Source organism: Stenotrophomonas sp. STEN056, assembly GCF_056759635.1.
On the sequence record NZ_JBRRDL010000019.1, the window covers coordinates 11,917 to 38,686 of the forward strand.

Here is a 26,770-nt window from a genome sequence, read left to right on the forward strand (position 1 = left end):
AAGCATGGCGACGGGGATGTTTCCACGGCTGGTTTCCCTGGGCGCCGTGCTCCTGCTGGCTTCGTGCCAGCAGGGCACGCCGGTGGCTACCGATGCCACGCCACAAAAACCCGTGCTGCGTCACGACGACGCCGTACTGGCGCTGCTGCAGGAGCGCTACGGCGCGCCGGCGCAGTTGCAGGGGCAATGGGCGCAGCAGCTGGATGATCCGGGCACCGGGCATTCCCGCGCGATCCACCGCGAGGTCTGCGCCGACCGCAACGTCGCCATCGGCCAGAACCGCTACCGCATGCTGGCCGTCTGCACGAGTTATGACGACGCCACCTCCATCGAGCTGGGCACCAGCGATTTCATCGTGCTGCACGAAGCTGCCGACGGCACCATGCAACTGGCTGCCGAACTGCCGGGCCGTGCCAGCGGAACCAGCGGAAAGCCGGGGAAAGTGAGCACCCTGCAGGTCGGTGCCGGCGCCTGGGCCTACCAGATCGATGACGAGCAGGTGGCCATCGGCGCGCTGATGCGTGATCGCTCCTGGCTGCTGTTTGACGGCGGTGACACCGTCGCCGATGCCGGTTGGCTGCGCGTCCACCTGGACAATCACAACGCCATTGAATGCAACAGGGCCGGCGGCTGCGCAAACGGCACGCTGGACTGGAACCTGGATGTACAACCGGACGACAGCCAGCCCAGCTTGCGGCATTGGCCACTGCGCGTGCAGGAGTCCGGCAGGGGCTGCAACGGCCGGGTGAACAAGGCCCACGTCATCGACTACGACCCGGCGCAATCGCGCTACCTGATTCCAACCCAACTGCAACGCGAGGGCTGCAACTGATGTGGCGGATTTCCCATGCACTGCTTCTCTCCGCCACGGCCGTGTTGCTGGCCGGCTGCGGCAACCGCGCACTGACCGAGGCGCAACGTACCGCGATGGAGAGCATGAGCAAGCAATTGCCGGCGCCCTACCGGGACGGATTGATCATCGATTCGGTGCACCGTCATGGCGATGACCTGGTGCAGATGATCCGCTTCCCCGATGCCACTGTGGACATGGCCAAGGCCAAGCCCGAGTTGTTCGAGCAGCTGCGTGTGGACGAAGACAACGCCATCACCGAACTGTGCACGGACAAGGCCCTGCTGCCGGTCTACGAAGCAGGTGGCGGCATGCGCCGTCGTTTCGTCGATGCCAATGGCGCGGTGTTTTTCGAGGTCACGCTGAAGGCCTCGCACTGTGTCTCCAACTGATCGCCCCACAGGAACTGACCCCATGAAAATCCTCGTCATCGGCTCTGGCGGCCGCGAACACGCCCTGGCCTGGAAGCTGGCGCAATCGCCGCGCGTAAGCGAAGTGATCGTCGCCCCCGGCAATGCCGGCACCGCCACCGAAGGCAAGTGCCGCAATGTCGCGCTCAAGGTCACCGACATTGCCGGCTTGTTGAAGCTGGCGCAGGACGAAGCCGTGGGCCTGACCGTGGTTGGCCCGGAAGTGCCGCTGGTGGCCGGTGTGGTCGATGCCTTACGCGCCGCCGGCCTGCGCATTTTCGGGCCGACCGCTGCCGCCGCGCAGCTGGAAGGCAGCAAGGCGTTCGCCAAGGATTTCCTGGCACGCCATGGCATTCCCACTGCGTTCTACGCCGTGCACACCGAGGTCGATGCTGCGCTGGCCTACCTGCATGAAAAGGGCGCGCCCATCGTGATCAAGGCCGATGGCCTAGCCGCCGGCAAGGGCGTGATCGTGGCAATGACGATGGACGAGGCCGAAGCCGCCGTGCGCGACATGCTCAGCGGCAATGCGTTTGGCGATGCCGGCGCGCGCGTGGTGATCGAGGAATTCCTCGAAGGCGAAGAAGCCAGTTTCATCTCGATGGTCGATGGCCGCACCGCACTGCCGATGGCCACCAGCCAGGACCACAAGCGCGTGGGCGACGGCGACACCGGCCCCAACACCGGCGGCATGGGCGCCTACTCGCCGGCCCCGGTGGTGACGCCGGAAGTGCATGCACGGGTGATGCGTGAAGTGGTCGAGCCGACCGTGGCCGGCATGATCGCCGACGGCGTGCCGTTCACCGGCTTCCTGTATGCCGGGCTGATGATTGATGCCAGCGGCGCGCCGAAGGTCATCGAATTCAACGTGCGCTTTGGCGACCCGGAAACCCAGCCGGTAATGCTGCGCCTGCAGTCGGACCTGGTCGACCTGCTGGAAGCGGCCATCGATGGCGCACTGGCCGGCGTGGAAGCGCAGTGGGATCCGCGTCCGTCACTGGGCGTGGTGCTGGCGGCCAAGCCCTATCCGGAAACACCGATTGTCGGTGACGTCATCAGCGGCCTGGGTGACGTGCCAGGCAGCGCCAAGGTGTTCCATGCCGGCACCGCCCTGGACGCCGATGGCAATGTGGTCAGCGCCGGTGGCCGCGTGCTGTGCGTGGCTGCACTGGGCGACAGTGTTTCCGATGCGCAGCAGCATGCCTATGCGGGTGTGGCCAAGATTCACTGGGCCAATGAGTTCCACCGCAACGACATCGGCTGGCGTGCGATTGCACGCGAGCAGCAGTAAGACCGCAACTGCGAAGGGCGGAGGCGGGAAAGCAAAAGCTCCCCCCTCTTCCGCCCTTCGGGCACCTTCTCCCGCGAGGGGAGAAGGGGTAAATCAGCTTCGGAAGTGCCACGCGCTCTACGCTATGCATGACGTCGTGACCATCTAAACGCACAAGCAATGCTTGATGGGTTCCCTTCTCCCCTCGCGGGAGAAGGTGCCCGAAGGGCGGAAGAGGGGGCGATTTTTTCGCCCTACCTCACCGATGCACACTCCCGATACTCGCCGCCGGGTAACGCGCGCCTGCGGCCGCATCCACCGGGAACACCGCATCAATCCGTGCCAGATCGGCCGCATCCAGCACCACGTCCAGCGCGCCGAGGTTTTCTTCCAGATACGCCAGGCGCTTGGTTCCGGGAATCGGCACCAGGTCATCGCCCTGCGCCAGCACCCACGCCAATGCCAGCTGCCCCGGGGTCACGCCCTTGCTCGCGGCAATCGCGTTGACCTGCTCCACCAGCGCCAGGTTGCGGGCGAAGTTCTCGCCCTGGAAGCGCGGTGACTTGCTGCGGTAGTCGCCTTCCTCGAAATCCGCCGGGCTGCGGATCGCGCCGGTCAGGAAGCCACGCCCCAATGGCGAGTACGGCACGAAGCCGATGCCCAGTTCGCGCACGGTGCTCAGCACGCCGTTGTGCTCCGGCTCGCGCGACCACAGCGAATATTCGGTCTGCAGCGCGGTGATCGGGTGCACCGCATGGGCGCGGCGAATCGTCTCCGGTGCCGCCTCGGACAAGCCCAGGTAACGCACCTTGCCCTGCTCGACCAGCCGCGCCATTGCGCCCACCGTGTCCTCGATCGGGACGTTCGGATCCACGCGGTGCTGGTAGTACAGGTCGATATGGTCCACGCCCAGCCGCTGCAGGCTGGCCTCGCAGGCGGCCTGCACATATTCCGGGCGGCCATCGACGCCACGCGACTGCGGGTCGCCCGGGTTGAGCAGCACGCCGAACTTGGTCGCCAGGAACACCTGCCCGCGGCGGCCGGCAATGGCGCGCCCCACCAGCACCTCGTTGGTGTGCGGGCCGTACATGTCGGCGGTGTCGAGCAAGGTGACGCCGCGCTCCAGCGCGCGATGGATGACCGCCATTGACGCGCTGTCATCGCCACGGCCGCCATAGAACGCACTCATGCCCATGCAGCCAAGGCCAAGGGCGGAAACAACCGGGCCATCACGGCCCAACATGCGGGTCTGCATCGCCATGCATCCATCAACGAAGGGGACGCCACTGTAGGCCGGCACCACTGCGCGGATAAACCCGCATAATCGGGACTGACCATGAAGCCAGACCGCACAATAGACCCCGCCCTGCTGCCGGCACTGGCCGCCTTTGCCTGCGTGGCCCGGCACGCCAGCTTTCGTCAGGCGGCCATCGAACTGGATGTATCGCCGTCGGCGCTGTCGCAGACCATCCGCAACCTGGAGCGTCGGCTGGGAGCGCGGCTGCTGCAACGGACCACCCGGCGCGTCGGCCTGAGCGAGCCAGGCCACCACCTGCTGCAGGAAATACTGCCCGCGCTGGAACGCATTGGCGGCGCCCTGCAGGCCATGGAAGCAAGCCGCGACGTGCCGGCCGGGCAGTTGCGCATCACCACACCGCGCTTTGCCGCCGAGCACCTGCTGCTGCCGTTCCTGCCCGCCTTCCATGCCCAGTTCCCGCAGGTGCAGGTGGAGTTGTCGGTCCAGTCGGCAATGGTCGATGTGGTGGCCGAAGGCTTCGATGCCGGCATCCGCCTGGGCGAATCGCTGGCCGCCGGCATGATCGCGGTGCCACTGGGCCCGCCGCTGCGGCTGGCGGTGGTGGCGGCACCGGCGTACCTGCGGCAGCACGGCACACCGGCGCGGCCGGAGGAGCTGGTCGACCATGCCTGCCTGCGCCACCGCAGCAGCGACGGCCGGATCATGCCGTGGGAGTTCAGCCGCGACGGGCATGACTTTTTCATCGAAGTGGATGGCCCGCTGTTGCTCAACGACAGCCAGCTTGCGCTGCACGCCGCACGCGCCGGGCTGGGCCTGCTGCAGGTGTTCGCACACAGCGCGCGCGCCGAGCTGGAAGACGGGCGCCTGCAACGCGTGCTGGACGACTGGCAGCTGCCATTCGCCGGCTTCCACCTGTACTACCCCTCGCGTGACCAACTGGCGCCGAAGCTGCGGGTGTTCATCGATTTCATGCGCGCGGCCACGGCGGCGGCGTTCCATTGATGCACACACCGCGCCGGCCACGCTTGCCTGTGCAACAGCCGCATCGCAAGCTGCGGCTTTGACGCAAGGCCATAATCTCCGGCATGTCCCGCATTGAACGCCAACTGGGCCAGCTCTGGGCCCATGAGAAAGCCAGCTACGGCCTGCGCGTTTTCATCGCCCTGACCAGCGTGCTGGCCTATGGCTGGTACTACGACCGCATCGGTGCCATCCCCGGCCTGTTCCTGGGCATCATCGCCAGCGCCATCGCCGAGACCGACGACAACTGGTGGGGGCGTACCAAATCGGTGCTGCTGTCGTTGCTGTGTTTCACCCTGGCCGCCGCCTCGGTGGTGTGGCTGTTCGCGTACCCGCTGCCGTTCATCACCGCACTGGCCCTGACTGCCTTCTGCCTGACCCTGCTCGGTGCGCTGGGCGAACGCTACGCCTCCATCGGCCAGGCCACGGTGACCCTGGCCATCTACACCATGCTGGCGATGGACCAGCTCAAGTCGCCCGGCCCGGCGTGGCAGGAAGTGTGGCACCTGCTCATCGGCGCGGCGTGGTATGGCGCCTTGTCGATCCTGTGGACAGCGATGTTCGCCAACCGCCCGGTACGCGAACGGCTGGCGCGGCTGTTCTTCGAACTGGGCCATTACCTGCAGCTCAAGGCTGACCTGTTCGAGCCGGTACGGCACGGCAACCTGGAAGCACGACGGCTGACGCTGGCCGAACAGAACGTGCGCGTGGTCGAAGCACTGAACACCGCCAAGACCGCCATCCTCAGCCGCTTCGGGCGCTCCGGCCGGCCCGGCGTGCAATCGGGCCTGTATTTCCGGCTGTACTACATGGCGCAGGATTTCCACGAGCGCGCCAGTTCCTCGCACTATCCCTACGAGGCCTTGGCCGACACCTTCTTCCACAGCGATGTGCTTTACCGCTGCCGGCGCCTGTTGTCATTGCAGGGCAAGGCCTGCCAGGCGCTGGGCCAGGCCATCCGCCTGCGGCAACCGTTCACCTATGGCGAGCAGGCGCTGCAGGCCGGCCAGGACCTGACCGAATCGCTGCACTACCTGCGCGAACAGAAACGGCCGCAATGGGCGCGCCTGATCGGCTCGCTGCAGTTGCTGGCGCACAACCTGTCCAGCATCGAGCGGCAGCTCTCCGAGGCCTCGCTGGCCGACACGCCCATGGAAGGCATCGACACCCGCCTGCGTGATTCCTCGCCGCATACGCTGCGCGAGATGGCCACGCGCCTGCGCCAGTCACTCACCACCGGCTCGCTGCTGTTCCGCCACGGTGTGCGCATCGCGGTGGCGCTGATCGCCGGTTATGTCGTGCTCAAACTGGTGCACCCGGAAAACGGCTACTGGATCCTGCTGACCATCCTGTTCGTGTGCCGCCCGCATTTCGGCGCCACCCGCCGTCGTCTGGTCGAGCGTATTGCTGGCACGCTGGTGGGCCTGGGCGCGACCTGGGCGCTGATGCAGCTGTTCCCCGGCACCCATCTGCAACTGTTGCTGGCATTGGCGGCAGCGCTGGTGTTCTTCTTCAACCGCACCGACCGCTACCTGCTGGCCACCGCGGCGATCACGGTGATGGCGCTGGTCTGCTTCAACCTGCTTGGCGATGGCTTCGTGCTGATCTGGCCGCGCCTGCTGGATACGCTGATCGGCTGCGCCATTGCCGCCATCGCCTCGCTGCTGATCCTGCCCGACTGGCAGGGCCGGCGCCTGCACCGGGTGATGGCGCAGGTGGTGTCCAGCAGCACGGCGTATCTGGAGCAGGTGCTGGGCCAGTACCGCAGTGGCATGCGCGACGACCTGCCCTACCGCGTCGCCCGCCGCGACATGCACAACGCCGACGTTGCCCTGTCGGTTGCACTGGCACACATGCTGCGCGAGCCCGGTTATGCGCGCGGCAATCTCGATGGCGGCTTCCGCTTCCTGGCCTTGTCCAACACGCTGCTTGGCTATCTGTCGGCACTGGGCGCGCACCGCGCGCAATCCGCGTCGGTGGAAGCAGACCCGGTAATCATCGCCGGCCATCAACAGTTGCAGCATTCGCTGTCACAACTGGCCGATGCCCTGGCCCGTCGCGATACGGCAACCCCTCAGGAGGAAGAAATCGCGCTGGCCGATGCGCTGGAACAACTGCCCGATGACATCGACGAGAAGGCACGCCTGGTCCGCACGCAGCTGGCGTTGATGCTGCGGCTGATGCCCAAACTGCGCAGCACCGCGGCCGAGGCCATCCAGCCGCAAAGCGCTCTCCCCGCCGCTGCAGGAGCAACTTGAACCACTCCCGCTGCCATCGACGGTAGGAGCGACCTCGGTCGCGAAGCCGGAATGTGCGTAAGTTCAGCGCGGATGGGGCTGCAGGATCGGTGCATCCCCGCTGTCTTTGGCTTGATGTGCTTGGCGACCAAGCTCGCTCCTGCGACACATCAACCGCGCGGCCGACGCACCGGCATGAAGAACACGGTCAGTCCCACGACCGCCAGCAACGCGCCCAACGCACACACCCCGTTCCAGCCGTACTGCGTCCACACTGCGGTGCCCAGCGCCGAGCCGCTGGCGCCACCAATGAAGTAGCAGGTCATGTAGGCCGAGGTGATGCGGCTGCGCGCACTTTCATCCAACTGGTAGATCACGCTCTGGTTGTTGATGTGCACCGCCTGCACCGCCACGTCCAGCAGCAGCACGCCGACAACCAGGGCCACCAGCGACAGCGGTGCCAGCACCAGCACCAGCCACGACAGCAGCAGCATCGCCAGGCCACCACCGGCCACCCAGCGGCCCAGGCCACGGTCGCTCAACCGGCCGGCGCGACTGGCAGCCAACGCACCGGCCGCGCCCACCAGACCAAACAGGCCAATGGTGGCAATGGAATACCCATAGGCCGGGCCGGACAGCAGGAACGCCAGTGGCGTCCAGAACACGCTGAAGCCGGCAAACAACAGGCCCCCCAGCAAGGCGCGCTGGCGCAGTACCGGCTCGTCGCGCAGCAACGCCAGCACCGAGCCGATCAGGCGCGGGTACGACAGCGACGCGGTTGGCTTGTGCGTGGGCAACAGCTTGTACAGGGCCATGGCGAACAACAGCAGGGCGGCACAGGCCACCGAATAGATGGTGTCCCAGGAGCCCACGCCGGCCAGCACCCCCGAGGCCGTGCGCGCCAGCAGGATGCCCAGCAGCAGGCCGGCCATGAGCGTGCCCACCACGCGCCCCCGGTGTTCCGGCACGGCCAGCGTGGCTGCATGCGGGATGATCACCTGCGCGGCCACCGCGCTCAGCCCGCTCAAGGCGGTGCCCAGCAACAGTTGGGTGAGACTGCCGGCGCTGGCACTGATCGCCAGGCCCACCGCCGCCAGCACGAACAGGCCGACGATCAGCCCGCGCCTTTCCAGCCGGTCGCCCAGCGGCACGATCAGCAACAGGCCGGTGGCGTAGGACAGCTGCGCCACCGTCACCACCCAGCCCGCCTGGCCGGCGCTGACCTCGAACACGCCGGCCAGCATCTGCAGCAGCGGCTGGGCGTAGTAGTTGCTGGCCACGATCAGGCCAGTGGCGGTGGCCAGCAGCAGCACCCGCGACTGACTGAGCGGGTTGGGAGGGGAGGCATCGAGCGACATGGCGGTGGGAAGGTGAAGAACCGGGCGCCAGTCTGTTCGCGGCCCAGCAATGACACAAATGCATTGTTTTCATTGCAGCCATCTGTTTCAGTGATGGCATGTTCACCCTGCGCCAGCTTGAGTTTGTCGTCGCCGTGGCCGAGGAAGGGAGTTTCACTGCCGCCGCAGCGCGCTGCCACACCGTGCAGTCGGGGCTGAGCCACCAGGTCGCCCGGCTTGAAGAAGCCTTCGGCGCGCGCCTGTTCGAGCGTGGCCACCGGCGGGTCAGGCCCACCGCCGCTGGCGAGGTATTCCTGCGCAACGCCCGCCTGACCCTGCAGGCCGCTGCCCGCCTGCAGGAGGAAATGGCACTGGCACTGGGCACGGTGCGTGGCCGCATCAACATCGGCCAGATCACCTCGCTCAATGTGGTGGACGTCCCCGCCCTGCTGGCGACCTTCCGTGCCGCGCACCCCGCCGTGGACGTGCACCTGCGCGTAGGCATGAGCGAGGCGCTGCTGGCCGATCTGGACGAGGGCAGGCTGGACGTGGCGCTGATCGGCGTTGGCCCGCAGCTCGCTCTGCCCGCCCAACACCGGCTGCTGCACGAAGAGGGGCTGTCGCTGGTGATGCCGCCGGAGCATCCCCTGCTCGCGCTGCAGGAAATCCCGCTGCAGGCCCTGGACGGCATTCCCTTGGCCGCGCTGATCCCCGGTGCTGGCGTGCGCCGCATGGTCGACGATGCCCTACTCGGGCTCGGCATCCACCCACAGCTCCAATACGAAGTCACCCACAGCGAGATACAGCGCCAACTGGTGGCCGCAGGCCTGGCAGTCGCGGTAGTCCCAGCCAGCATGGCCGACCACATGCAGGGCGTGGGCGTGCGTCCCCTGGCCGAAACCTTTCAGTTCCGTACCTGTGCGGTATGGCGGGCCGATCCGACGCCAGCCGCACGCGCCCTGCTGGCGCTGCTCACCCCGCTGGCAGCGTAGTCGCGGTCTGCTAAGGTGCCGCGCAGAACCGAGGAGACACGATGTCAGGCCACAACCAGTTCGCGCTGCTCAAGCAACGGCGCTTCCTCCCGTTCTTCATCGTCCAGGCGCTGGGCGCATTCAACGACAACATCTACCGCCAGGCGATCATCGGCCTGCTGTTCTACCTGGGCGTCAGCTCCGAGGAGCGCACGCTCTACACCAACCTTGCGCCAGCGCTGTTCATCCTGCCGTACTTCCTGTTCTCGGCCCTGGCCGGGCAAATCGCTGAAAAGCTGGAGAAGCAGCGGCTGATCGTGATCACCACCACGATGGAAATCGTGATCATGTCGGTGGCCGCCATCGGCTTCCTCACCCAGAGCATGCCGGTGCTGTTGATCGCGCTGTTCTGCACCGGCCTGCAGTCCACCCTGTTCGGCCCGGTCAAGTATTCGGTGCTGCCGTCCATCCTCAAACCCGAGGAATTGACCGGCGGCAATGGCCTGGTGGAAATGGGCACCTCCATTTCCATCCTCACCGGCATGATCGCCGGCGGCATGATCTTCGCCCTGGCCAGCAGCCACGGCCCGCTTGTCGCGGCGGTGGCGATCATCGCCCTGGCCGTGGCCGGCAACATCGCCTCGCGCATGATCCCGCGCCTGGATGCCGGTGCGCCGGAGCTGAAAATCAACTGGAACCCGCTCAGCGAATCGCTGGCGGTGCTGCGCATGGCCAAGAAGCAGAAGGCGGTGCGCAACGCCATCCTCGGCGTGTCGTGGTTCTGGTTCTTCGGCACCGTGCTGACCTCGCAGCTACCCACCTATGCGGTGGTCAACCTTGGCGGCGGTGACACGCTGTACATCTTCGCGCTGGCGCTGTTCTCGCTGGGCACCGGCGTCGGCTCGCTGCTGTGCGAGAAGCTGTCCGGGCGCATCGTCGAGATTGGCCTGGTGCCGCTGGGCGCATTCGGCATGAGCGCGTTCCTGCTCGACCTGTACTTCGCCCGCAGCGGCGTGGTGACGGTCGCCGAGCTGGACGTGGCCGGTTTCCTGCAACAGCCGGGCAGCTGGCGCATCGTCATTGACCTGCTCGGCATCGGCCTGTTCACCGGCTTCTTCGTGGTGCCGCTGTTCGCACTGATCCAGAGCCGCACGCCGAAGTCGGAAATGTCGCGCGTGTTCGCCGCGCTCAACATCCAGAACTCCGGCTTCATCGTCGCGGCGGCAATACTCGGCCTGCTGGCCCAGCGCCTGCTCGGCCTGAGCATTCCACAGGTCTTCCTCGCACTGGCCATCGCCAACGCACTGGTGGCGATCTACATCTTCAGCATCGTCCCCGAATTCCTGATGCGCTTCCTCAGCTGGGTGATGGTGCGCACGCTGTACCGGCTGCGGGTCAAGGGCGTGGAGGCCAACGTGCCCGATGAAGGCGCCGCGCTGATCGTCTGCAACCACGTCAGCTACATGGATGCGCTGATCCTGTCGGCGACGATTCCGCGCCCGGTGCGTTTCGTCATGTACTACAGGATCTTCAACATCCCGGTGATGCGCTGGATCTTCACCACCGCCAAGGCCATCCCCATCGCCAGCCCGAAGGAAAACGCTGACCTGATGCAGCGCGCTTTCGACGAAGTTGACGCGGCATTGGCCGACGGCGAGCTGGTCTGCATCTTCCCGGAAGGTGCATTGACCAGGGACGGCGAGATGGCCGCGTTCAAGTCCGGCGTGGAGAAAATCCTGGCCCGGCGCCCGGTGCCGGTGGTACCGATGGCACTGAAGGGCATGTGGGCCAGCATGTGGAGCCGCCGCGACACCCGCCTGGGCCGGATGCGGGTGCCGCGCCGCTTCCGCGCGCATGTCGAGGTGGTCGCAGCCCCGCCGGTGGACGGCGCACACACCGATGCGGCGCAGCTGGAAGCCCAGGTGCGGGGCCTGCGCGGCGACCAGGCGTAGGTATTTACGCTTTCCAGAAGTAGGACAAGTAGCTAGGCTACGTCCCATTGCGTGCCGCCGGGGAAGCAGGCGGCACGTCACCAACCTCTGGGGAGTACATGGACAGTTCCACGCCACCGCCCGCACCACCGACGCCGCCACAGCCACCCGTGGCCTACAGCCCGCCGGCTGCACCGCAGGTGGTGCATCACTATCACCACCCGGAAAAATCCGGTGGTGTGGCCGCGTTGCTGGAGGTAATCCCGGGCCTGTTCCAGGTCTTCGGCATTGGCCACATGTACGCCGGCAACGTCGGCACCGGCCTGATCTTCATGTTTGGCTACTGGGCCCTGGCCTTCGTCAACTTCCTGCTGCTTTTTGTCTTCATTGGATGGATCACCTGGCCACTGTGCTGGGTGGCCGCCATGATCATTTCGCCGCTCACTGCGGCAAATGCCTGCAAAGCCCGCTAGTTCCGCCTCTCATCCGCACAAGGAGTATCCGATGAACGCAGTCCCGCCCCCCGGCATGCATGCAGGCGACGCCAGCGGCCCGGTCCCCACCCACCTGGCATGGTCGATCGTGATCACCGTGCTTTCGTTCCTGGTCTGCTGCGTCTCCTGCTACAGCTTCCCGGGCATCATCACCGGCATCGTCGCCATCGTGTATTCGAGCAAGGTGAACACCCTGCTCAATGCCGGTGACCGCGCCGGCGCCGAACGCGCTTCCAGGTCCGCCAAGACCTGGGCCTGGGTCACCACCGGCATCCTGATCCTGGCCGTGATCATCGGCGCTGTCTCCTTCGCCTACATGGGCACCGAAGGCTACATGGAGCAGTTCGAACAGATTCGCCGCCAGATCGAAGCCGCACAGTGATCCTGACGCGACGCTGGCTGATGCTTGCTTCGTTGCCGGCCGCTGCCACGGCCGGCGCAGGCATCTGGGCGTTGCGCACCTTCAACCCAAACCTGCCGGGCAATCCGTTCCCGCCCTGCGTGTTTTTGACCATCACCGGCCACTACTGTGCAGGGTGCGGGATAACCCGCGCCCTGCACGCCCTGGTTCATGGCGATGTGGCCACCGCGGTGCAGATGAATGTACTTGCGATGCTGCTGCTGGCACTCACGCCCTTTGCCGTGGCGTGGCACGCGGGCTGGAAGCCGGCGTACCTGCAGCCTGTCGCCAGGTGGATGGCATCCCCCTGGCCCTGGGTGGCAACGCTGACCGGCTTCTGGATCATCCGCAACCTGCCCTGGTTCCCCTTCACCCTGCTCGCCCCGGGCTGACCCACCGGCCCTTGCCGGGGCAGCCCCGGCGCCTGCCGCCGCGTCAGCCTACCCAGCCGGCGATCACCAGCAGGGCCAGCAGCGCCATCCACAGCAGCAGCATCCGCCACACCAGGCTCATCGCATCGCGCAACTCGGGGTAACGCTCGTCCACCGGCGCGATGCCGGTCAGGCGTGCCTCATCGGCTTCTTCCATCCGCTCGGCGCCCACGCTTGCGCGCGCAGCCTGCGCCAGGAAGCCCAGCTCCAATGCCAAGCGGTTGCCACCGGCGCGGCGCCAGGCGGAGAACACCGTGTCGAAGTTGCCCACCAACGCCATCGACAGGGTCATCAGCTGCGCCACCGGCCATTCCAGCACTGCCAGTGCCGTCGCTCCGCCCTGCCGGGCGGCATCGGACAACACCGCCGATTGCGGGCCCTGCAGCGACTGCGCCAACAGCCGGTAAAGCACGGCGCCAAACGGCCCAAGCAGCAGGAACCAGAACAACGGCGCAAACCAGCGCCGCAGTGCATCGGTCGCCGTCGCCTCGACCAGCGATGGCGCATCTTCACGCATGCTGCCGCCACCGGCCTGCAGGTGCGAAACCGCAGCGTCGCGGCCGCTGGCATCCTCGGCATCGATCACCGCTTCGACATCGCGGTCCAGGTCACGCGGGCCCCAGCACAGGGTCAACGCGACAACCCCGAACAGCAGCGACGGCAGACCATACAGGCGCCCGGTCAATGCCCATTGCAGCAGCGCCACCAGCAGCACACACAGGGTGATGGCCATCACCAGCCCATAACGGCTGCCCGTGGCTTCGCCCGTGTGGCCCTGCCACCATTGCAGCCAACGCCCATACCAGCGCCAGTCACGCAGCGACGCCATCGCCGCCGGGGCCAGATGGCCCAGCACCAATGCCGCAATCACCGCTACCAAGGTTGTGAACATGCGTCTCCTCCGGCCTGCGATTGTAGGCCCTGCCGACGCGCTGCACGGGGAAGCATGACGTCCGGCACCCTCATCCGGTCCTGCACTGGTACCAATGGTTGATCAGCGTGCGGGCAATGGAGATGCGCGGAGGCAGCAATACGCCCTGGCCATCGTCGTCGACATCACGACGCAGCGCCGCGCCCACTTCCTCGATGCTGAACCAGCGCGCGTCCTCCAGCTCACCGTTCACCGTCGGCGTGTCGTCCTGGGCGGTGGCGAAAAAGCCCACCATCAGCGCGCCGGGAAACGGCCACGGCTGGGTGCCCATGTAACGCGATTCAATCACCCGTACCTTCGATTCCTCGAACACCTCACGGGCCACGGTCTGCTCAAAGGTTTCCCCCGGCTCCACGAAACCGGCCAGCACCGAGTAACGCCGCGCCACCCAGTTGCTCTGGCGGCCCAGCAGCAGCCGGTTGTTGTTCTCCACCGCGACGATCACCGCCGGATCAACGCGCGGGTAATGCTCGGTGCCGCATTGGTCGCAATGGCCGATGAAACCGGCCCGGCCAAACCGCACCGGCCCGCCACAGACACCACAGAAGCGGTTGCGCGAGTGCCAGTACGACATCCCGCGCGCATAACAGAACACATCGGCCGCTTCAGCCGGCCAACTGGCGGCGGCCTGGCGCAGGTCGATGCGGTTGGGTGCGCGCGTGGTGAGGGTGCTGGCTTCGGCAACAAACCAGGCGCGGCCATCGGCACTCAGCCCCAGGAACACCGCCGCACCCGGGCCACCGCCCAGTTCACGGCCATTGACCAGGAACGGCTGGCCCTGGGCATCGGCGAACGCCGTGCCATCGGTATCCAGCACCAGAACCCGTGCCTGCGGCCAGAGCCGGCTCAATGCATCGGGGTCGTCACGCAGGGCATCACCGCGATCCAGCGGTGCGCCAGCAAAGGAGTATCCAGAGAAGGAACGATCAGGATTGGACATCCGTCAGAGCCTGCCGCCAAAGCGTGTCCATCGCAAGCGCGAAAGGCCCGCGGTTTGGCGGGCCCCTCGACACATTGATTCGGTTCAATCCACAAACCCGGCCGGGCGCGAACGATCAGCCGGCGCTTGCGGGCGGTTCGACACCCACTTTCCCGAGCAGGTTGCGCGCGCTGGCCAGCTGTTCCTCGGTGAACAGCTGCTTCCACGGCTCCTGCAGCACCAGGTATTCGACGCTGAGCTTGAGGTTCTCCGGCCCGCGCAGGAACAGCTCGGTGAACCCATCCGACGGGCTGCCGGCAATCAGCAATTGATCCGCTGCCGCCTTTCCGCCCTGGCTCAGCACCATCTGCCGGAAACGTGTCGCGCGATACGGTGGCTTGAGCCGAGCAGCCTGCTCATAGATGTTGAGCATGGCGGCGTGGAACTGTTCTTCGAGATGGGATTGCATGGAACGCGGGGGAATGCGGGATGAGCTCAGACCGAGAAGCTGCTGCCGCAGCCGCAGGTGGTGCGAGCATTGGGGTTGCGGATCACGAACTGCGCGCCGGTCAGGCTTTCGCTGTAATCCACTTCAGCGCCCATCAGGTACTGCAGGCTCAGCGGGTCCACCAGCAGGGTCACCTCGTTGGTGACTACGGCCAGGTCGTCCTCGGCACGGTTTTCATCGAACTCAAAGCCGTACTGGAAGCCCGAACAGCCACCGCCCTGGATATACACGCGCAGCGCCAGGGCATCGTTGCCTTCGTCCTGGATCAGCTCATGCACCTTGGCCGCCGCCGCCGCGGTGAAGTTCAACGGGCGGTCCAGGGACTGGTAGTCAGGCGCCGGCTGCGCGCCGGGCAGGGAAACTAGCGTACTCATGCGGCCAGCATGGGGGCGGGCCGAAGCGGTTTCAAGCTTCGGCGGCTTCAATTTTCTTTGATTTACGCTCGGCCTGCTTGTCATCCGGGGCCGGCAGGGCGGCCATCGTGGCGGTATGCACCAGGCGGCCATTGAGCTGCGCGCCGGCGTTCATTTCCACGACCTGGTAGTGAACGTTGCCGTTCACGCGCGCGCTGGGGGTCAACTCAACCCGTTCGGTGGCGTGCACATCGCCGTCCATGCGGCCACTGAGCACCACCACGGCCGCACGCACCTCGCCTTCGATATGGCCGTGCTCGGCCAGCGTCAGCATCGCCTGACTGCCTTCGGCGGCCATCACCTTGCCGATGATGCGGCCATCCACATACAGGCCGCCGCTGAACACCACGTCGCCGCGGATTTCCACCTGCGAGCCGATCAGGGCATCCACGGACAGCTCACCGCCGCTTTTGGACTTGCTTTTGAACATGCCTACTCCCCTCTGCCGTTGCCGGCGAGTTTCCAATCAAATGTCTGTGTCGCGCCCCCCCCAGGCCCGGACAGGGAGACTCGCACACGTTGCGGTGTGAAATCCCGGGGCAGCATCACGCTACCGTCCAACTGCTGGAAATATCGGAACGAATACTCCTGCCCCGGCACCGATTTGCGCTGGTGCAGGTCATCCCAGCTGACCGTGGTCAGCTTGCCGTCCTTCACCCCTTCGACCGAAAAGCGCATCTGCCCCTGGCTGATGGCGCCGCGGTTCAGGTTCTGGGTCAGCACCACGCTGTAATGCCAGGTGCCGGCCGCTTCAGGGGAGAACTCCACCGAATGTGCATTGAGCCCCTTGCGCTGGCTGGTCGAGCCCACCAGACGCTCATAGAAGGCCACATCGGCACGCAGCCCAGCGATCTCCTCGTCGCGCTCGGCCAGCGAGGCCTGCACCTCGGTGTTGGCCGCGCGGCTGATCCGGTCCGAAGCTTCCAGCGTGGCCTGACGCTGGCGCTGCTCTTCCAGCTGGCTGCGCTGCTGCGCCACCAACTGCTCGCTCTGCCGCAGTTTTTCGCGCAGGCCGCCCGCATCGGGGGAGGCGTAACGCGATGCCAGCCAGCCCACCAGCAGCAGGGACAGCAGCCAGGCGCCGGCAAGGATGGCAATCGGCACCCAGCCCGGGCGCTGGCCGCCACTGCCGCGGGGGGTGATCTGGAAACGTGAAATCCGCTGGGTCATGGCAGGCTCCGGCCCCCTGCAAGGGTGGGCCTGTGCTCCGTCTGAAACGACGGGCCAGTGTAAACGACCACTGGCCGCCCGCGCCGGGGACGGCACATCTGGCAATCACGGCACCCATGCTCGATAGTTGCGATCCTGCTCACAGTTCTCCCCCCGGAGCCCCTTCCCATGACCGAAGCCCATGTTTTCGTCATCGGCATCCTGTTGGCCTGGATGGCCGGCATCCGCGTCTACCTCACCGTGTTCGGGGTGGGTGTGGCCGGGCTGATGGGTTGGGTTGACCTGCCCCCGGCGCTGCAGGCCACCGAGTCCTGGTGGGTACTGGGCACCTCCGGCGCGCTGGCCATCACCGAGTTCTTCGCCGACAAGATTCCCGGCGTGGATTCGATCTGGGACTTGCTGCAGACCCTCACCCGTGTGCCTGCCGGTGCATTCCTGGCTGCGGCCACACTCTCGCCCGATGGGGAGTTGAGCACGGGCGTGCTGGCCGCCGGCGCCGGCGTCGCCCTGGCCAGCCACGGCCTGAAAGCCGGAACCCGCGCACTGCTCAACACCTCACCGGAACCGGCCAGCAACTGGATGGCCTCCTTCGTCGAGGACGGGCTGGTGATCGGCGGCCTGGCATTGGCGCTTGCCCATCCGTGGCTGGCGTTGATCCTGGTACTTGGCGTGAGCGTGATCAGCGCACTGGTGGTCTGGCTGGTGTGGCGCATGCTGTGGCGGGGGCTCAAGCGTCTTTTCGCGGCACCTTCCCCCGCTGCCGCTTCATTGCCCGGCGGGGGCGATCATTCGCTCCCACCCGCTCCTTGAACGCATAATCCCCGGTCTACCGGGAGTACCGATGGCCAGCAACGACACCCCTAACACCACCGCCCGCCCGATCCGCGCCGAGACGCCGCCTGCCGATTACTGGCAGCGCTGGAGCGTGCGCAACGCACCACCGGCCGAGGTCGTGCAGGCCCAACTCAAGGCCGCCAGCAACGCCGCAACCACCGATGCCGCGCCGTCGGTCGCCGACGACACGCCGTACCGCGTGCTGATCGTCGAAGACAACCGCTCGCAGGCCTTGTTCGCACAGAGCGTGCTGCATGGCGCCGGCATGCAGGCCTTCGTGCAGATGGAAGCCGAAGGCGTGCAACAGGCGATCAGCGAACACCGCCCCGACCTGATCCTGATGGATCTGCACATGCCGGGATTGGACGGCATGCGCTTGACCGCGATGATCCGCCAGCAGCCGCATCAGCAACTGCTGCCGATCGTGTTCCTCACCGGCGAGGCGGACCCGGATCGCCAGTTTGAAGTGCTTGATTGCGGTGCCGACGACGTGCTCGTCAAACCCATCCGGCCGCGCCACCTGGTTGCCGCTGTTGCCAACCGCATCCGCCGCAACCGCCAGCAGGCACAGGGCAAGTCCGACAGCGGCCCGATGCTGAACAACCCGGAGACCGGGCTGCCTACCCGCCACAACGTGATGCGGCAACTGCAAACAGCCATCTCCGCGCAGCAGCCCGCCGGCGTGATGTTCATCGAGATCGCCAGCGCCCTGGGCCTGCGCGAGCGCTATGGCTACGCCAGTTTCGAGCGTTTGATGGTGCAGGCCGGCCAGCGTCTGGCTGACAACCTGCAGCCGCATGTGTTGGCGCGCCTGAACGACAACAGCTTCCTGCTGCTGGCCCGCGACATCGCCGCCGAAGCCGTTGAACCCCTGGCCCAACGCATCCGCGAGCGGCTGTCGGCCCAGCCGTTTTCCGCACGCGAGGACGAATCCGTGTTCCTGCGTTGTGCCGTTGGCCACGCCGCGCTGCCGGGCAGTTTCAACGATGCCGACCAGGCGCTGGAAGCGGTGGAACGTACCGCGCTGCAGGCACGCCTGAGCAACAACGGCATTGCCGCCTACACGCCGGAAGAAGCCACTCTCGATGACGAGCACCTGGCCCTGCTCGATGGCCAGCTTGAGCTGGCATATCAGCCCATCGTCGCCGTTGCCGGTGGCGACACGGCGCAGTACCAGGTGTTGTTGCGGCTGCGCCAGAGTGACGGCACCCTGCTTTCCGCCGGGCAGGTGATCCCGGCTGCCGAAAGCGCTGGCCGCATCGCCGACCTGGACCAGCAGGTCGTGGAGCACGCACTGGGCCTGCTGCACCTGTATCAGTTCGCGCAGCCGCCGTTGCGCCTGTTCGTTTCCCAATCGCTGCGCACGCTTTCCCGGGGTGCATACGCGCAATGGCTGCTGAAGGCATTGCAGGAGCGGCAGGTGGCCGGCAACGGCCTGGTGATCGACGTGCGCCTGTCCGACGCACTGGTGCACGCGGTCAGCCTGCAGCAGTTCTGCTCCCAGCTGATGCCAGCCGGCGTGCAGTTCTGCCTGAGCCAGTTCGAGCCCGGGGATGAAGCCAATGCGCTGCTCACCCAATTGCCGCTGAGCTACATACGGATGGCGGCGCGCTATGCCGGCAGCCATACCAGCCAGCAGCTGCGCGATGAACTGCGCGAGGCCATCGACAACGCACACCGTGCCAACCTGCAGATCATCGGCCAGCAGATCGAAGACCCGCAGGCGGCCGCAGCCATGTGGATGGGCGGCGTGGATTACATCCAGGGCAACGTCGTACAGCGCGCGGGCAACGAGTTGAATTTCGACTTCCAGAACGCGGTGCTCTGAAGTGAGCGTCTCGGGGGGGACGCGAAACTGGGCACTGGCAGCGGCCGCTTGCGGAGCTGCCGCACTCGCCGCGCCATTTCTTCCGCAACTGCCGGCCATCGCCGGCACCCTTGCCGGCGCGCTCGGCATCCTGGCCGCATTGCTGGCCGCCGGGCATGCCCACGCGGCGGCGCGGCGCCAACACGCACTGCAACTGCACAGCGAAGAGCTGCAACTGGAATGCAAGCAGCTGCGCCAGGCAGAAATCGGCCACAGCCAGCTGGAACAGCAACTGCTGCAGGCCAAACAGGCGGCCGAAGCCGCCACCCTGGCCAAGGGCGAGTTCCTGGCCACCATGAGCCACGAGATCCGCACCCCCCTCAACGGCATCCTGCCGATGCTGGAACTGGTCGCGCAGGGGCCGCTGGACATGGAACAGCGCAGCATGCTGTCCACCGCCACCGAAAGCTCGCGCCAGCTGTTCCGCATCGTCGATGACATCCTTGATTACTCCAAGCTGGAAGCCAACCGGCTGGAGCTGGAAGTCACCACCTTCAACCTGCGCGAAACGCTGGAAGGCATGCTGCTGCTGATGCAGCGCAGCGCCGAGCACAAGGGCCTGCAGCTCTCGCTGCATATCGATCCGGCGGTGCGGCTGCCGGTGCGTGGCGATCCGGTGCGCCTGCGCCAGGTGCTGGGCAACCTGCTGGTCAATGCCATCAAGTTCACCGAGCGTGGCAGCATCCAGGTGCGGGTCGCGCGGCTGGGTGAAACCCCGGCCCAGCACCAGTTGCGCTTTGAAGTACGCGACACCGGCATCGGCCTGGACGCGAGCCAGCGCGAGCGTCTGTTCCAGTCCTTCACCCAGGCCGATGCGTCGACCACCCGCCTGTACGGTGGCACCGGGCTCGGCCTGGCCATCTGCAAACGCATCATCGACCTGATGCACGGCAGCATCGGCGTGCAATCGCAACCCGGCCGCGGTTCGACGTTCTGGTTCGAGATCCCGCTGTTGAAAGTCATCGGCGACCTGCACCGCCCCGAACACCTGCGCAACGCGCGCCAGGTACTGCTGGTCTCGCCCGAACCACGCCTGCGCCACCGCCTGGAGCTGGTGCTGCCCGCCTGGGGCTATCAACCGCGTATCGCCCACAACCTGCAGGAAGCACTGGAACGCCTGCGCAACCCCACCGCGTCCGGCGGCTGGCACGCGGTCATCGCCGATCTCGGCCCGCTGCGCCACGGCGCTGCCGCCCTGCAGCGCGCGATCAACCGCATGGAAGCCGATGCCCCACGCCTGTTGTGGCTGTATGGCGACGCCGCAGTCCCCGAAGAGCTGCACGAGAACGCCACGCTGCTGCCGCGTCAGCTGCCCGATTCGGAGCTGCGCAAGGCACTGACGGACACGTCCCTGCCCGCGCCGGCACCGGCTGAAACCGCCCCAGCGGACGCCCCGCCGGCACAGCCTGCCGCCCTCGCCGCGGGCGACATCAGCGGCATGTCGGTGCTGGTGGTGGAGGACAACCCGGTGAACCTGCTGGTCGCACAGAAGCTGCTCACCACCCTTGGCTGCCGCACCGACCGTGCCGAAAACGGCGCCATCGCGCTGGAGAAGATGCACACGCAGCGCTACGACGCGGTACTGATGGACTGCCAGATGCCGGTGCTCGACGGCTATGCCGCCACCCAGCGCTGGCGCCAGCACGAAGCCGACACCAACACCCCGCGCCTGCCGATCATCGCCATGACCGCCAACGCCATGGCCGGCGACCGCCAGCGCTGCCTGGACAGCGGCATGGACGAATACCTCTCCAAACCGATTTCCCGCAGCCAGCTGCAGTCCTGCCTGCAAGCCTTCAGACCTGCACCACCCAGCCTTACGGTAGCCGCCATGAGCACTCCCAACGCCCCTTCGTCCCACCCTGCACCGACGGCCCCGGCGCTTGACCGCGCAGTGCTGGACGAACTGCTGGAGATCGTCGGCGAAGACACCTACACCATCATCCAGCTGTTCCTGGACGAAACACCGATCCTGCTGCAGCAGCTACAGGCTGCCGCCACCAACAACGACCTGCTCCGTCTGGGCGAGGTGGCCCACAGCCTGAAGTCCTCCAGCGCCAATGTCGGCGCATTGACCTTGTCTGAAACCGCCAGGCAGCTGGAACATGCCGCGCGCAGCGGCACATTGGCCCAGCCCACCGGCCACGCGGCACGGATGCTCACCGAGTTTTCCCGCGCACGTCAGGCACTGCTCGGCTACCAGGCCGACAAGCGCGGTGAGCCGCTTTCCCCGGGCTGAAGGCCTCACAGGTACCAGCCAGGCAACTGCCCGCCCATGGTGACAGGCAGAAAAAAGGAACCGCCGCATGTGCGACGGTTCCTTCAGTTTCACGGGCCGGCCCCGGATATATCCGCTGGGCATGCATGCCTGGACGGCAGCACCGGGTCGCCCTTGATCAGTCGTCGATCTTGGTGAGCAGATAGTTCGGCTCGCCGATACGCTCGATCAGATCCAACTGCGTTTCCAGCCAATCGATGTGCTCTTCCTCCGAGTCGAGGATCTTCACGAACAGCTCGCGGCTGACGTAATCGCCAATGGACTCGGCATAAGCCACGGCCTCGCGCAGCACCACCACGCCTTCGCTCTCCAGCGCCAGGTCGCACTTGAGAATCTCGGTGGGGTTCTCGCCGATGCGCAGCTTGCCCAGCGCCTGGAAATTCGGCAGCCCTTCAAGGAACAGGATGCGATCAGAGAGCACGTCGGCGTGCTTCATCTCATCGATGGATTCCTTGTACTCGTGTTCGGACAGTTCCTTCAGCCCCCAGTTCTTCAGCATCTTGGCGTGCAGGAAGTACTGGTTGATGGCGGTCAACTCGTTGTAGAGGACCTTGTTGAGGAATTCGATGACCTTGGCGTCGCCTTTCATGCGCGGGCTCCTTGTATAGAACGAGCGCACTTTACCCCTTGCCGGGGAACAATGAAGGAACGCGAATCGTGATCATTAGCCCCCGCACACCGTCCCGGTGCGCGGCCAAGGCAGGCTCAGGCGGCCCGCAGCAACGGTAGCGGCAACTCGCGGGTCGCCCGTGCCTGGTCCAGCAAGCCAGCGGCCATGTCCAGGCAGGAGCCACAATTGGAACCGCAGCCGGTACGCATGGTCAGCTCGGCCACACTGTCACAGCCGGCAAGCGCGGCTTCACGGATCTGGTGATCGGTAACCCCATTGCAGATGCAGACGTACACGGTGTGGTGCTCTTCAGACAGCCGAACTGGCTGAAAGGCATTCAATCGCAAATGCGAATAGTTGTCAATTTCGAGCGTTAATCACTCTTAACTCTGCTTGCGCCAGCCCGCCTGCCGCCGCTGCAGCTTGCGCGGCCGCTCATGCCCAGCGGTGTTGCCCGGCAACCAGGCCTCCTGCGCCGCCGCGGGCATCGACTGCACATCGGCGCTGGCAATCCCACGGGCAAGCGGTGCCAGATGCCTCAACGCACGTGCGTAAACACCGCGCTTGAACATCACCACATGCTCAACCGGGTACCAGAAATCCACCCAGCGCCAGCTGTCAAACTCCGGCGTCTCGGTCAGGTCCAGACGCACATGCGCCTCGTCGCCGGTCAGGCGCAGCAAGAACCAGACCTGCTTCTGGCCGATGCAAACCTGTCGTTCATTGCGACGGATCGCCCTGCTGGGCAAGCGATAGCGAAGCCAGCCAGGGGTCGCCCCCAGCACTTCGACATGTTCAGGCAGCAGGCCGGTTTCTTCCTGCAGCTCGCGGTACATGGCCTCGACAGGCGTCTCGTCGGTGTTCATTCCACCTTGCGGAAACTGCCAGCCATCCCGGCGCACACGTCGTGCCCAGAACACCTGCCCGTCTTCCCGCATCAGCACAATGCCGACGTTCGGTCGATAGCCGTCCGGATCGATCACGATGCGGACTCCTAAAATTTCTACTGTCGGGGACTCTGCCATGGCCTTGCCCGGGCCACAAGCAAAGAAAAAACTATTGACAGTTCATCTTCATATGCCCAGAATTGCCGGCTCCCCGAGGCTATGTAGCTCAGCCGGTTAGAGCACAGCACTCATAATGCTGGGGTCGGTGGTTCGAGTCCACCCATAGCCACCAAGGGACGCAGGTTTGACCTGCATTACAGCCCCGTCGCCAAGCGGTAAGGCATCTGACTCTGACTCAGACATTCGGAGGTTCGAATCCTTCCGGGGCTGCCAGACATGAAATGGCCCGATCGAGAGATCGGGCCATTTCTTTTGTTCGGGATTCGGGATTCGGGATTCACAAAGGCTGAAGCCAGAGCAGGATCCAGATCAAGAGCATCCGTCCGCCTGACGAAAAGAATGCAGGGGTCGACGAACACCCGGCCACAGCGCCATCCCAGGAAAGAGGGCTTCGGCCCTGCCCCATCCCCGGCTCCAAAACGACAAAAGCCCGGCCGAAGCCGGGCTTTTGCTTTCCCAGTGGGGCTCCGAAGAACCCCACCCCAAGGCGATTAACGCTTGGAGAACTGGGTGGCGCGACGTGCCTTGTGCAGGCCGACCTTCTTACGCTCGACTTCACGGGCGTCACGGGTCATGAAGCCAGCCTTGCGCAGCTCGGACTTCAGGGTTTCGTCGTACTCAACCAACGCACGAGCGATACCCAGACGGATCGCACCGGCCTGGCCGGTGGTGCCGCCGCCGGTGGCGGTGACCAGGATGTCGAAGGTTTCGGTGTTCTTGGTCAGCTCCAGCGGCTGACGCACGATCATGCGCGCAGTCTCACGGCCAAAGAACTCGTCCAGCGGACGGCCATTGACGGTGATGTTGCCGGCGCCCTTGCGCAGGAACACGCGGGCAGTGGAGGACTTGCGGCGGCCAGTGCCGTAGTTTTGAGTGATAGCCATGATTAGATATCCAGAACCTGCGGCTGCTGTGCGGCGTGCGGATGCTCAGTGCCAGCGTAGACCTTGAGCTTGCGGTACATCTGACGGCCCAGCGGGCCCTTCGGCAGCATGCCCTTGACGGCGATCTCGATCACGCGCTCCGGGTGACGCTCAAGCGCCTGCTCCAGGGACTCGGTCTTCAGGTTGCCGATATAGCCGGTGAAGCGGTGGTACTTCTTGTCTTTCAGCTTGTTGCCGGTAACGGCAATCTTGTCGGCATTGATGACGACGAGGTAATCACCCGTGTCAACATGCGGGGTGTAGACCGGCTTGTGCTTGCCACGCAGGCGGCGAGCCAGCTCGGTGGACAGACGGCCCAGCGTTTTGCCGGCGGCGTCAACGAGGTACCAGTCGCGCTGGACGGTCTCGTTCTTTGCAGTGAAAGTGCTCATAAAGAACTCTATGTAGGTCGGGCTCATTGCGGCAATGGACTGCCGGAACTCTGCCACGCGTTGTTAAGGTAAAACACAAGCGCGGAATTGTACTGGCCCGGCGGGGCCGGCGCAACCTGCCCCGCCTTTCATGAACCAGCGGCCTTGGCAGGCCGGGAGCCAGCGGCGAGAATCCGGGCACCCCACCACCCTGTGCACCCGACATGACCCGCGCACGCGTAAATACCCCCCTGGATCACCTGCTTACCGAGGCGCAGCGTGCCTTGGACACGGTGTTCGGCAATCCGGCGGCGGCCCGCCCCAATCCGGCCGGCGATACGCCCGAGGTTGTGTTGAACCCGGCAGAGACCCAGCATGCCGCCGGGCTGATGCGCATCAATCATGTGGGCGAGGTGTGCGCGCAGGGGCTGTATTTTGGCCAGGCCGCCGTAGCCCGCGACCCCGCCACCCGCGAACACCTGCTGGCGGCCGCACAGGAAGAAACCGATCACCTGAGCTGGTGCGCGGATCGACTGCAGGAGCTGGGCAGCCGCCCCAGCCTGTTCAACCCGCTGTGGTACGCCGGCAGCTACACCATCGGCACCCTCGCCGGCCTACGCGGCGATGGCTGGAACCTTGGCTTCGTGGTGGAGACCGAGCGCCAGGTGGAAGCCCACCTGGACGAGCACCTGGAAACCCTGCCCCCGGCCGATCAACGCAGCCGCGAGATCCTCAAGGTCATGAAGATCGATGAGGCCCGCCACGCCGATCACGCCGAGCATGCCGGCGCACGCAAGCTGCCGTTCCCGATTCCATCGGTGATGGCATTGGCATCCAAGGCGATGAAGACCATCGCCTACCGGATTTGATGCCTCAGCTGTAGAGCGCAGCCATGCGGCGCGGGTTTGTGCATGAAGCCCTGCCGTGCATGGCTCGGCACTGTGCTGCGTTGCCGTGGAAGCCGCTTGCCGACCGCGGCCCGGCGTTGCCTCAGCTGACCAGCTTCAGGCCCATCACGCCGGCCACGATCAGGCCGATGCACAGCAGGCGCGGCCAACTGGCACTGTCGCCGAACAGGAGCACTCCGGCTATCGCCACGCCAACGGCACCGATGCCGGTCCACACCGCATAACCTGTACCCACGGGGATGGTGCGCAGCGCCTGGGTCAGCAACCACAGGCTGATGCCGGCCATCACCACCGTGATCACGCTGGGCCACAACCGGGTGAAACCATCGCTGTACTTCAGGCCCAGCGCGAAACCAATTTCAAACAGGCCTGCCAACAGCAGGTAGATCCAAGGCATTGCCGTACATCCTCCAAAAACAAAAAAGACGACGGCCCGGTGCATGCACCGGGCCGCCATCGGCAAACGTCTGCATTGCTGCAGGGCGGGCCGTCCCGCCTGTTGTCACGGCAGCGGACAAGCCCGCCGCCGCGTTGATGCTTACTCGGCTAGGTTGCGGCCGTGGAACAGTTCTTCGATCTCGCGGCGCAGCAGCGCTTCGATCTTCATGCGCTCCTTGAAGGAAAGGTTCTTGGCCTTCTCTTCAAACAGGTACTGGTCCAGGTCGAAGTCCTTCAGGTGCATCTTCGTGTGGAAGATGTTTTCCTGGTAGACGTTGACGTCGAACATCTCGTAACGCGACTTGATGTTCTTGGCCAGGAAGTTCTGGATCGAATTGATCTTGTGGTCGATGTAGTGCTTCTTGCCCTTCACGTCACGGGTGAAGCCACGCACGCGGTAGTCCATGATCACGATGTCCGATTCCAGACTCTCGATCAGGTAGTTCAGCGCCTTCAGCGGCGAGATGACGCCGCAGGTGGCCACGTCGATGTCGGCACGGAACGTTGCGATACCTTCCTGCGGATGGGTCTCCGGGTAGGTGTGCACCGTGATGTGCGACTTGTCCATGTGGGCGACCACGGCGTCGGAGATCAACTCCTTGCCCGCGGCCTTCTTGTCGATCACCGGCTCCTCGGAAATGAGGATCGTGACCGACGCACCCTGGGGGTCGTAGTCCTGGCGCGCGATGTTCAGGATGTTGGCGCCGATGATCTCGGCCACATCGGTGAGAATCTGCGTGAGACGATCAGCGTTGTACTCTTCGTCGATGTACTCGATATAACGCTGGCGCTCTTCTTCGGTACGCGCATAGCAGACGTCATAGATGTTGAAGCTCAAGGCCTTGGTGAGGTTGTTGAATCCTTGCAACCTCAGGCGAGGCAACGGCTTGACCACGGCGGTCGATCCTGTAGATGGTGGGAAAG

Annotated in this window: 29 protein-coding genes and 2 tRNA genes; 16 read left to right on the top strand and 15 right to left on the bottom strand. The window is 65.5% G+C overall.

The window, feature by feature from the left end:
• The first annotated feature begins 4 nt into the window (after window positions 1-4).
• Genes ACVOLO_RS11290 through purD form a run of 3 tightly spaced genes read left to right on the top strand, consistent with a single transcriptional unit; the run spans window position 5 to window position 2,551 of the window.
• Complete coding sequence (locus ACVOLO_RS11290; RefSeq protein WP_481570383.1) at window positions 5-832, top strand: hypothetical protein; 828 nt, start codon at window positions 5-7, stop codon at window positions 830-832.
• A complete protein-coding gene (locus ACVOLO_RS11295; protein WP_481570384.1) occupies window positions 832-1,242 on the top strand; it encodes a hypothetical protein in 411 nt (136 codons plus the stop codon). The genes ACVOLO_RS11290 and ACVOLO_RS11295 overlap by 1 nt, the downstream gene beginning before the upstream one ends.
• A 22-nt stretch (window positions 1,243-1,264) precedes the next feature.
• Entirely contained in the window at window positions 1,265-2,551 is a 1,287-nt protein-coding gene (gene purD / locus ACVOLO_RS11300) for a phosphoribosylamine--glycine ligase (protein WP_481570385.1), read from the top strand.
• A gap of 238 nt (window positions 2,552-2,789) precedes the next feature.
• Here purD and ACVOLO_RS11305 read toward each other — a convergent pair whose 3' ends face one another.
• Complete coding sequence (locus tag ACVOLO_RS11305) at window positions 2,790-3,785, bottom strand: aldo/keto reductase (RefSeq protein WP_481570456.1); 996 nt, start codon at window positions 3,783-3,785, stop codon at window positions 2,790-2,792.
• Window positions 3,786-3,866: 81 nt separating this feature from the next.
• On the opposite strand from ACVOLO_RS11305, the gene ACVOLO_RS11310 reads away from it, so the two are divergent.
• Window positions 3,867-4,790 (top strand): LysR family transcriptional regulator, encoded by a 924-nt coding sequence (locus ACVOLO_RS11310; protein ID WP_481570386.1) that lies wholly within the window; start codon window positions 3,867-3,869, stop codon window positions 4,788-4,790.
• Between the two features lie 83 nt (window positions 4,791-4,873).
• Window positions 4,874-7,066, top strand: a complete 2,193-nt coding sequence (gene yccS / locus ACVOLO_RS11315; RefSeq protein WP_481570387.1) for a YccS family putative transporter — start codon at window positions 4,874-4,876, stop codon at window positions 7,064-7,066.
• A 149-nt stretch (window positions 7,067-7,215) separates the two neighbouring features.
• Here the strand turns inward: yccS and ACVOLO_RS11320 are convergent, their stop codons facing one another.
• Complete coding sequence (locus ACVOLO_RS11320; RefSeq protein ID WP_481570388.1) at window positions 7,216-8,403, bottom strand: MFS transporter; 1,188 nt, start codon at window positions 8,401-8,403, stop codon at window positions 7,216-7,218.
• 98 nt (window positions 8,404-8,501) lie between these two features.
• On the opposite strand from ACVOLO_RS11320, the gene ACVOLO_RS11325 reads away from it, so the two are divergent.
• The 5 genes from ACVOLO_RS11325 (at window position 8,502) to ACVOLO_RS11345 (ending at window position 12,570) form a co-directional block, all read left to right on the top strand.
• The gene (locus ACVOLO_RS11325; protein ID WP_481570389.1) at window positions 8,502-9,374 is read left to right on the top strand and encodes a LysR family transcriptional regulator; all 873 of its coding nucleotides are present in this window, start codon (window positions 8,502-8,504) and stop codon (window positions 9,372-9,374) included.
• A 41-nt stretch (window positions 9,375-9,415) separates the two neighbouring features.
• Window positions 9,416-11,305 (top strand): MFS transporter, encoded by a 1,890-nt coding sequence (locus ACVOLO_RS11330; RefSeq protein WP_481570390.1) that lies wholly within the window; start codon window positions 9,416-9,418, stop codon window positions 11,303-11,305.
• A 98-nt stretch (window positions 11,306-11,403) separates the two neighbouring features.
• A complete protein-coding gene (locus ACVOLO_RS11335; protein WP_481570391.1) occupies window positions 11,404-11,757 on the top strand; it encodes a hypothetical protein in 354 nt (117 codons plus the stop codon).
• A 31-nt stretch (window positions 11,758-11,788) separates the two neighbouring features.
• Window positions 11,789-12,160 (top strand): CD225/dispanin family protein, encoded by a 372-nt coding sequence (locus ACVOLO_RS11340; RefSeq protein ID WP_481570393.1) that lies wholly within the window; start codon window positions 11,789-11,791, stop codon window positions 12,158-12,160.
• 20 nt (window positions 12,161-12,180) lie between these two features.
• Entirely contained in the window at window positions 12,181-12,570 is a 390-nt protein-coding gene (locus ACVOLO_RS11345) for a DUF2752 domain-containing protein (protein WP_481570457.1), read from the top strand.
• A gap of 43 nt (window positions 12,571-12,613) precedes the next feature.
• Here ACVOLO_RS11345 and ampE read toward each other — a convergent pair whose 3' ends face one another.
• The 6 genes from ampE to ACVOLO_RS11375 form a co-directional block, all read right to left on the bottom strand.
• The gene (gene ampE / locus ACVOLO_RS11350; RefSeq protein ID WP_481570394.1) at window positions 12,614-13,501 is read right to left on the bottom strand and encodes a regulatory signaling modulator protein AmpE; all 888 of its coding nucleotides are present in this window, start codon (window positions 13,499-13,501) and stop codon (window positions 12,614-12,616) included.
• Window positions 13,502-13,571: 70 nt separating this feature from the next.
• The gene (gene nudC, locus ACVOLO_RS11355; RefSeq protein WP_481570395.1) at window positions 13,572-14,480 is read right to left on the bottom strand and encodes an NAD(+) diphosphatase; all 909 of its coding nucleotides are present in this window, start codon (window positions 14,478-14,480) and stop codon (window positions 13,572-13,574) included.
• Window positions 14,481-14,595: 115 nt separating this feature from the next.
• Entirely contained in the window at window positions 14,596-14,928 is a 333-nt protein-coding gene (locus ACVOLO_RS11360; protein ID WP_481570396.1) for a hypothetical protein, read from the bottom strand.
• A gap of 26 nt (window positions 14,929-14,954) precedes the next feature.
• Entirely contained in the window at window positions 14,955-15,341 is a 387-nt protein-coding gene (erpA, locus tag ACVOLO_RS11365; RefSeq protein ID WP_481570397.1) for an iron-sulfur cluster insertion protein ErpA, read from the bottom strand.
• A 31-nt stretch (window positions 15,342-15,372) separates the two neighbouring features.
• Window positions 15,373-15,810, bottom strand: a complete 438-nt coding sequence (locus ACVOLO_RS11370) for a bactofilin family protein (protein ID WP_481570398.1) — start codon at window positions 15,808-15,810, stop codon at window positions 15,373-15,375.
• 2 nt (window positions 15,811-15,812) lie between these two features.
• Window positions 15,813-16,550 carry a DUF6776 family protein gene (locus tag ACVOLO_RS11375; protein WP_481570399.1) on the bottom strand — a complete coding sequence of 246 codons (738 nt, stop codon included), beginning with the start codon at window positions 16,548-16,550 and terminating at the stop codon, window positions 15,813-15,815.
• A 168-nt stretch (window positions 16,551-16,718) separates the two neighbouring features.
• Between ACVOLO_RS11375 and ACVOLO_RS11380 the strand changes: the two genes are divergently transcribed.
• Genes ACVOLO_RS11380 through ACVOLO_RS11390 form a run of 3 tightly spaced genes read left to right on the top strand, consistent with a single transcriptional unit; the run spans window position 16,719 to window position 21,490 of the window.
• Window positions 16,719-17,360, top strand: coding sequence for a DUF4126 domain-containing protein (locus ACVOLO_RS11380; protein WP_481570400.1), 642 nt, complete (start codon window positions 16,719-16,721; stop codon window positions 17,358-17,360).
• 31 nt (window positions 17,361-17,391) lie between these two features.
• Window positions 17,392-19,212: an EAL domain-containing protein gene (locus tag ACVOLO_RS11385; protein ID WP_481570401.1), complete on the top strand. Its 1,821-nt coding sequence runs from the start codon at window positions 17,392-17,394 to the stop codon at window positions 19,210-19,212.
• 1 nt (window position 19,213) lies between these two features.
• Window positions 19,214-21,490, top strand: coding sequence for an ATP-binding protein (locus tag ACVOLO_RS11390; RefSeq protein WP_481570402.1), 2,277 nt, complete (start codon window positions 19,214-19,216; stop codon window positions 21,488-21,490).
• A gap of 157 nt (window positions 21,491-21,647) precedes the next feature.
• On the opposite strand, the gene bfr is transcribed toward ACVOLO_RS11390, so the two are convergent.
• The 3 genes from bfr to ACVOLO_RS11405 all read right to left on the bottom strand — a co-directional run bounded on the left by bfr (window position 21,648) and on the right by ACVOLO_RS11405 (window position 23,122).
• Window positions 21,648-22,118, bottom strand: a complete 471-nt coding sequence (gene bfr / locus ACVOLO_RS11395) for a bacterioferritin (RefSeq protein ID WP_481570403.1) — start codon at window positions 22,116-22,118, stop codon at window positions 21,648-21,650.
• Between the two features lie 116 nt (window positions 22,119-22,234).
• On the bottom strand, window positions 22,235-22,435 hold the full coding sequence (locus ACVOLO_RS11400) for a (2Fe-2S)-binding protein (protein ID WP_057631586.1): 201 nt from the start codon (window positions 22,433-22,435) through the stop codon (window positions 22,235-22,237).
• Between the two features lie 87 nt (window positions 22,436-22,522).
• Entirely contained in the window at window positions 22,523-23,122 is a 600-nt protein-coding gene (locus ACVOLO_RS11405; RefSeq protein WP_481570404.1) for an RNA pyrophosphohydrolase, read from the bottom strand.
• Between the two features lie 119 nt (window positions 23,123-23,241).
• On the opposite strand from ACVOLO_RS11405, the gene ACVOLO_RS11410 reads away from it, so the two are divergent.
• Together ACVOLO_RS11410 and ACVOLO_RS11415 are read left to right on the top strand one after the other, a co-directional pair.
• Window positions 23,242-23,318, top strand: a tRNA-Met gene (locus ACVOLO_RS11410).
• 26 nt (window positions 23,319-23,344) lie between these two features.
• Window positions 23,345-23,419, top strand: a tRNA-Gln gene (locus ACVOLO_RS11415).
• A 278-nt stretch (window positions 23,420-23,697) separates the two neighbouring features.
• Here ACVOLO_RS11415 and rpsI read toward each other — a convergent pair.
• The gene (gene rpsI, locus ACVOLO_RS11420) at window positions 23,698-24,090 is read right to left on the bottom strand and encodes a 30S ribosomal protein S9 (RefSeq protein ID WP_481570405.1); all 393 of its coding nucleotides are present in this window, start codon (window positions 24,088-24,090) and stop codon (window positions 23,698-23,700) included.
• 2 nt (window positions 24,091-24,092) lie between these two features.
• Entirely contained in the window at window positions 24,093-24,521 is a 429-nt protein-coding gene (gene rplM, locus ACVOLO_RS11425; RefSeq protein ID WP_481570406.1) for a 50S ribosomal protein L13, read from the bottom strand.
• Between the two features lie 203 nt (window positions 24,522-24,724).
• Between rplM and coq7 the strand changes: the two genes are divergently transcribed.
• The gene (gene coq7 / locus ACVOLO_RS11430; protein ID WP_481570408.1) at window positions 24,725-25,369 is read left to right on the top strand and encodes a 2-polyprenyl-3-methyl-6-methoxy-1,4-benzoquinone monooxygenase; all 645 of its coding nucleotides are present in this window, start codon (window positions 24,725-24,727) and stop codon (window positions 25,367-25,369) included.
• A gap of 121 nt (window positions 25,370-25,490) precedes the next feature.
• Here coq7 and sugE read toward each other — a convergent pair whose 3' ends face one another.
• Entirely contained in the window at window positions 25,491-25,805 is a 315-nt protein-coding gene (gene sugE, locus ACVOLO_RS11435) for a quaternary ammonium compound efflux SMR transporter SugE (RefSeq protein WP_481570410.1), read from the bottom strand.
• 141 nt (window positions 25,806-25,946) lie between these two features.
• Window positions 25,947-26,741 carry an adenosylmethionine decarboxylase gene (gene speD / locus ACVOLO_RS11440; protein WP_057506052.1) on the bottom strand — a complete coding sequence of 265 codons (795 nt, stop codon included), beginning with the start codon at window positions 26,739-26,741 and terminating at the stop codon, window positions 25,947-25,949.
• Window positions 26,742-26,770 lie beyond the last annotated feature (29 nt).

Coding starts and splice junctions, on each gene's coding strand:
- coq7 (WP_481570408.1), top strand. CDS start 24,725: ATGACCCGCGCACGCGTAAATACCCCCCTGGATCACCTGCTTACCGAG.
- ACVOLO_RS11340 (WP_481570393.1), top strand. CDS start 11,789: ATGAACGCAGTCCCGCCCCCCGGCATGCATGCAGGCGACGCCAGCGGC.
- sugE (WP_481570410.1), bottom strand. CDS start 25,805: ATGCCTTGGATCTACCTGCTGTTGGCAGGCCTGTTTGAAATTGGTTTC.
- purD (WP_481570385.1), top strand. CDS start 1,265: ATGAAAATCCTCGTCATCGGCTCTGGCGGCCGCGAACACGCCCTGGCC.
- ACVOLO_RS11335 (WP_481570391.1), top strand. CDS start 11,404: ATGGACAGTTCCACGCCACCGCCCGCACCACCGACGCCGCCACAGCCA.
- ACVOLO_RS11295 (WP_481570384.1), top strand. CDS start 832: ATGTGGCGGATTTCCCATGCACTGCTTCTCTCCGCCACGGCCGTGTTG.
- ACVOLO_RS11320 (WP_481570388.1), bottom strand. CDS start 8,403: ATGTCGCTCGATGCCTCCCCTCCCAACCCGCTCAGTCAGTCGCGGGTG.
- ACVOLO_RS11380 (WP_481570400.1), top strand. CDS start 16,719: ATGACCGAAGCCCATGTTTTCGTCATCGGCATCCTGTTGGCCTGGATG.
- nudC (WP_481570395.1), bottom strand. CDS start 14,480: ATGTCCAATCCTGATCGTTCCTTCTCTGGATACTCCTTTGCTGGCGCA.
- ACVOLO_RS11360 (WP_481570396.1), bottom strand. CDS start 14,928: ATGCAATCCCATCTCGAAGAACAGTTCCACGCCGCCATGCTCAACATC.
- ACVOLO_RS11330 (WP_481570390.1), top strand. CDS start 9,416: ATGTCAGGCCACAACCAGTTCGCGCTGCTCAAGCAACGGCGCTTCCTC.
- ACVOLO_RS11385 (WP_481570401.1), top strand. CDS start 17,392: ATGGCCAGCAACGACACCCCTAACACCACCGCCCGCCCGATCCGCGCC.
- ACVOLO_RS11370 (WP_481570398.1), bottom strand. CDS start 15,810: ATGTTCAAAAGCAAGTCCAAAAGCGGCGGTGAGCTGTCCGTGGATGCC.
- erpA (WP_481570397.1), bottom strand. CDS start 15,341: ATGAGTACGCTAGTTTCCCTGCCCGGCGCGCAGCCGGCGCCTGACTAC.
- rplM (WP_481570406.1), bottom strand. CDS start 24,521: ATGAGCACTTTCACTGCAAAGAACGAGACCGTCCAGCGCGACTGGTAC.
- rpsI (WP_481570405.1), bottom strand. CDS start 24,090: ATGGCTATCACTCAAAACTACGGCACTGGCCGCCGCAAGTCCTCCACT.
- ACVOLO_RS11310 (WP_481570386.1), top strand. CDS start 3,867: ATGAAGCCAGACCGCACAATAGACCCCGCCCTGCTGCCGGCACTGGCC.
- ACVOLO_RS11290 (WP_481570383.1), top strand. CDS start 5: ATGGCGACGGGGATGTTTCCACGGCTGGTTTCCCTGGGCGCCGTGCTC.
- bfr (WP_481570403.1), bottom strand. CDS start 22,118: ATGAAAGGCGACGCCAAGGTCATCGAATTCCTCAACAAGGTCCTCTAC.
- ampE (WP_481570394.1), bottom strand. CDS start 13,501: ATGTTCACAACCTTGGTAGCGGTGATTGCGGCATTGGTGCTGGGCCAT.
- ACVOLO_RS11325 (WP_481570389.1), top strand. CDS start 8,502: ATGTTCACCCTGCGCCAGCTTGAGTTTGTCGTCGCCGTGGCCGAGGAA.
- ACVOLO_RS11305 (WP_481570456.1), bottom strand. CDS start 3,785: ATGCAGACCCGCATGTTGGGCCGTGATGGCCCGGTTGTTTCCGCCCTT.
- ACVOLO_RS11345 (WP_481570457.1), top strand. CDS start 12,181: ATGCTTGCTTCGTTGCCGGCCGCTGCCACGGCCGGCGCAGGCATCTGG.
- ACVOLO_RS11375 (WP_481570399.1), bottom strand. CDS start 16,550: ATGACCCAGCGGATTTCACGTTTCCAGATCACCCCCCGCGGCAGTGGC.
- yccS (WP_481570387.1), top strand. CDS start 4,874: ATGTCCCGCATTGAACGCCAACTGGGCCAGCTCTGGGCCCATGAGAAA.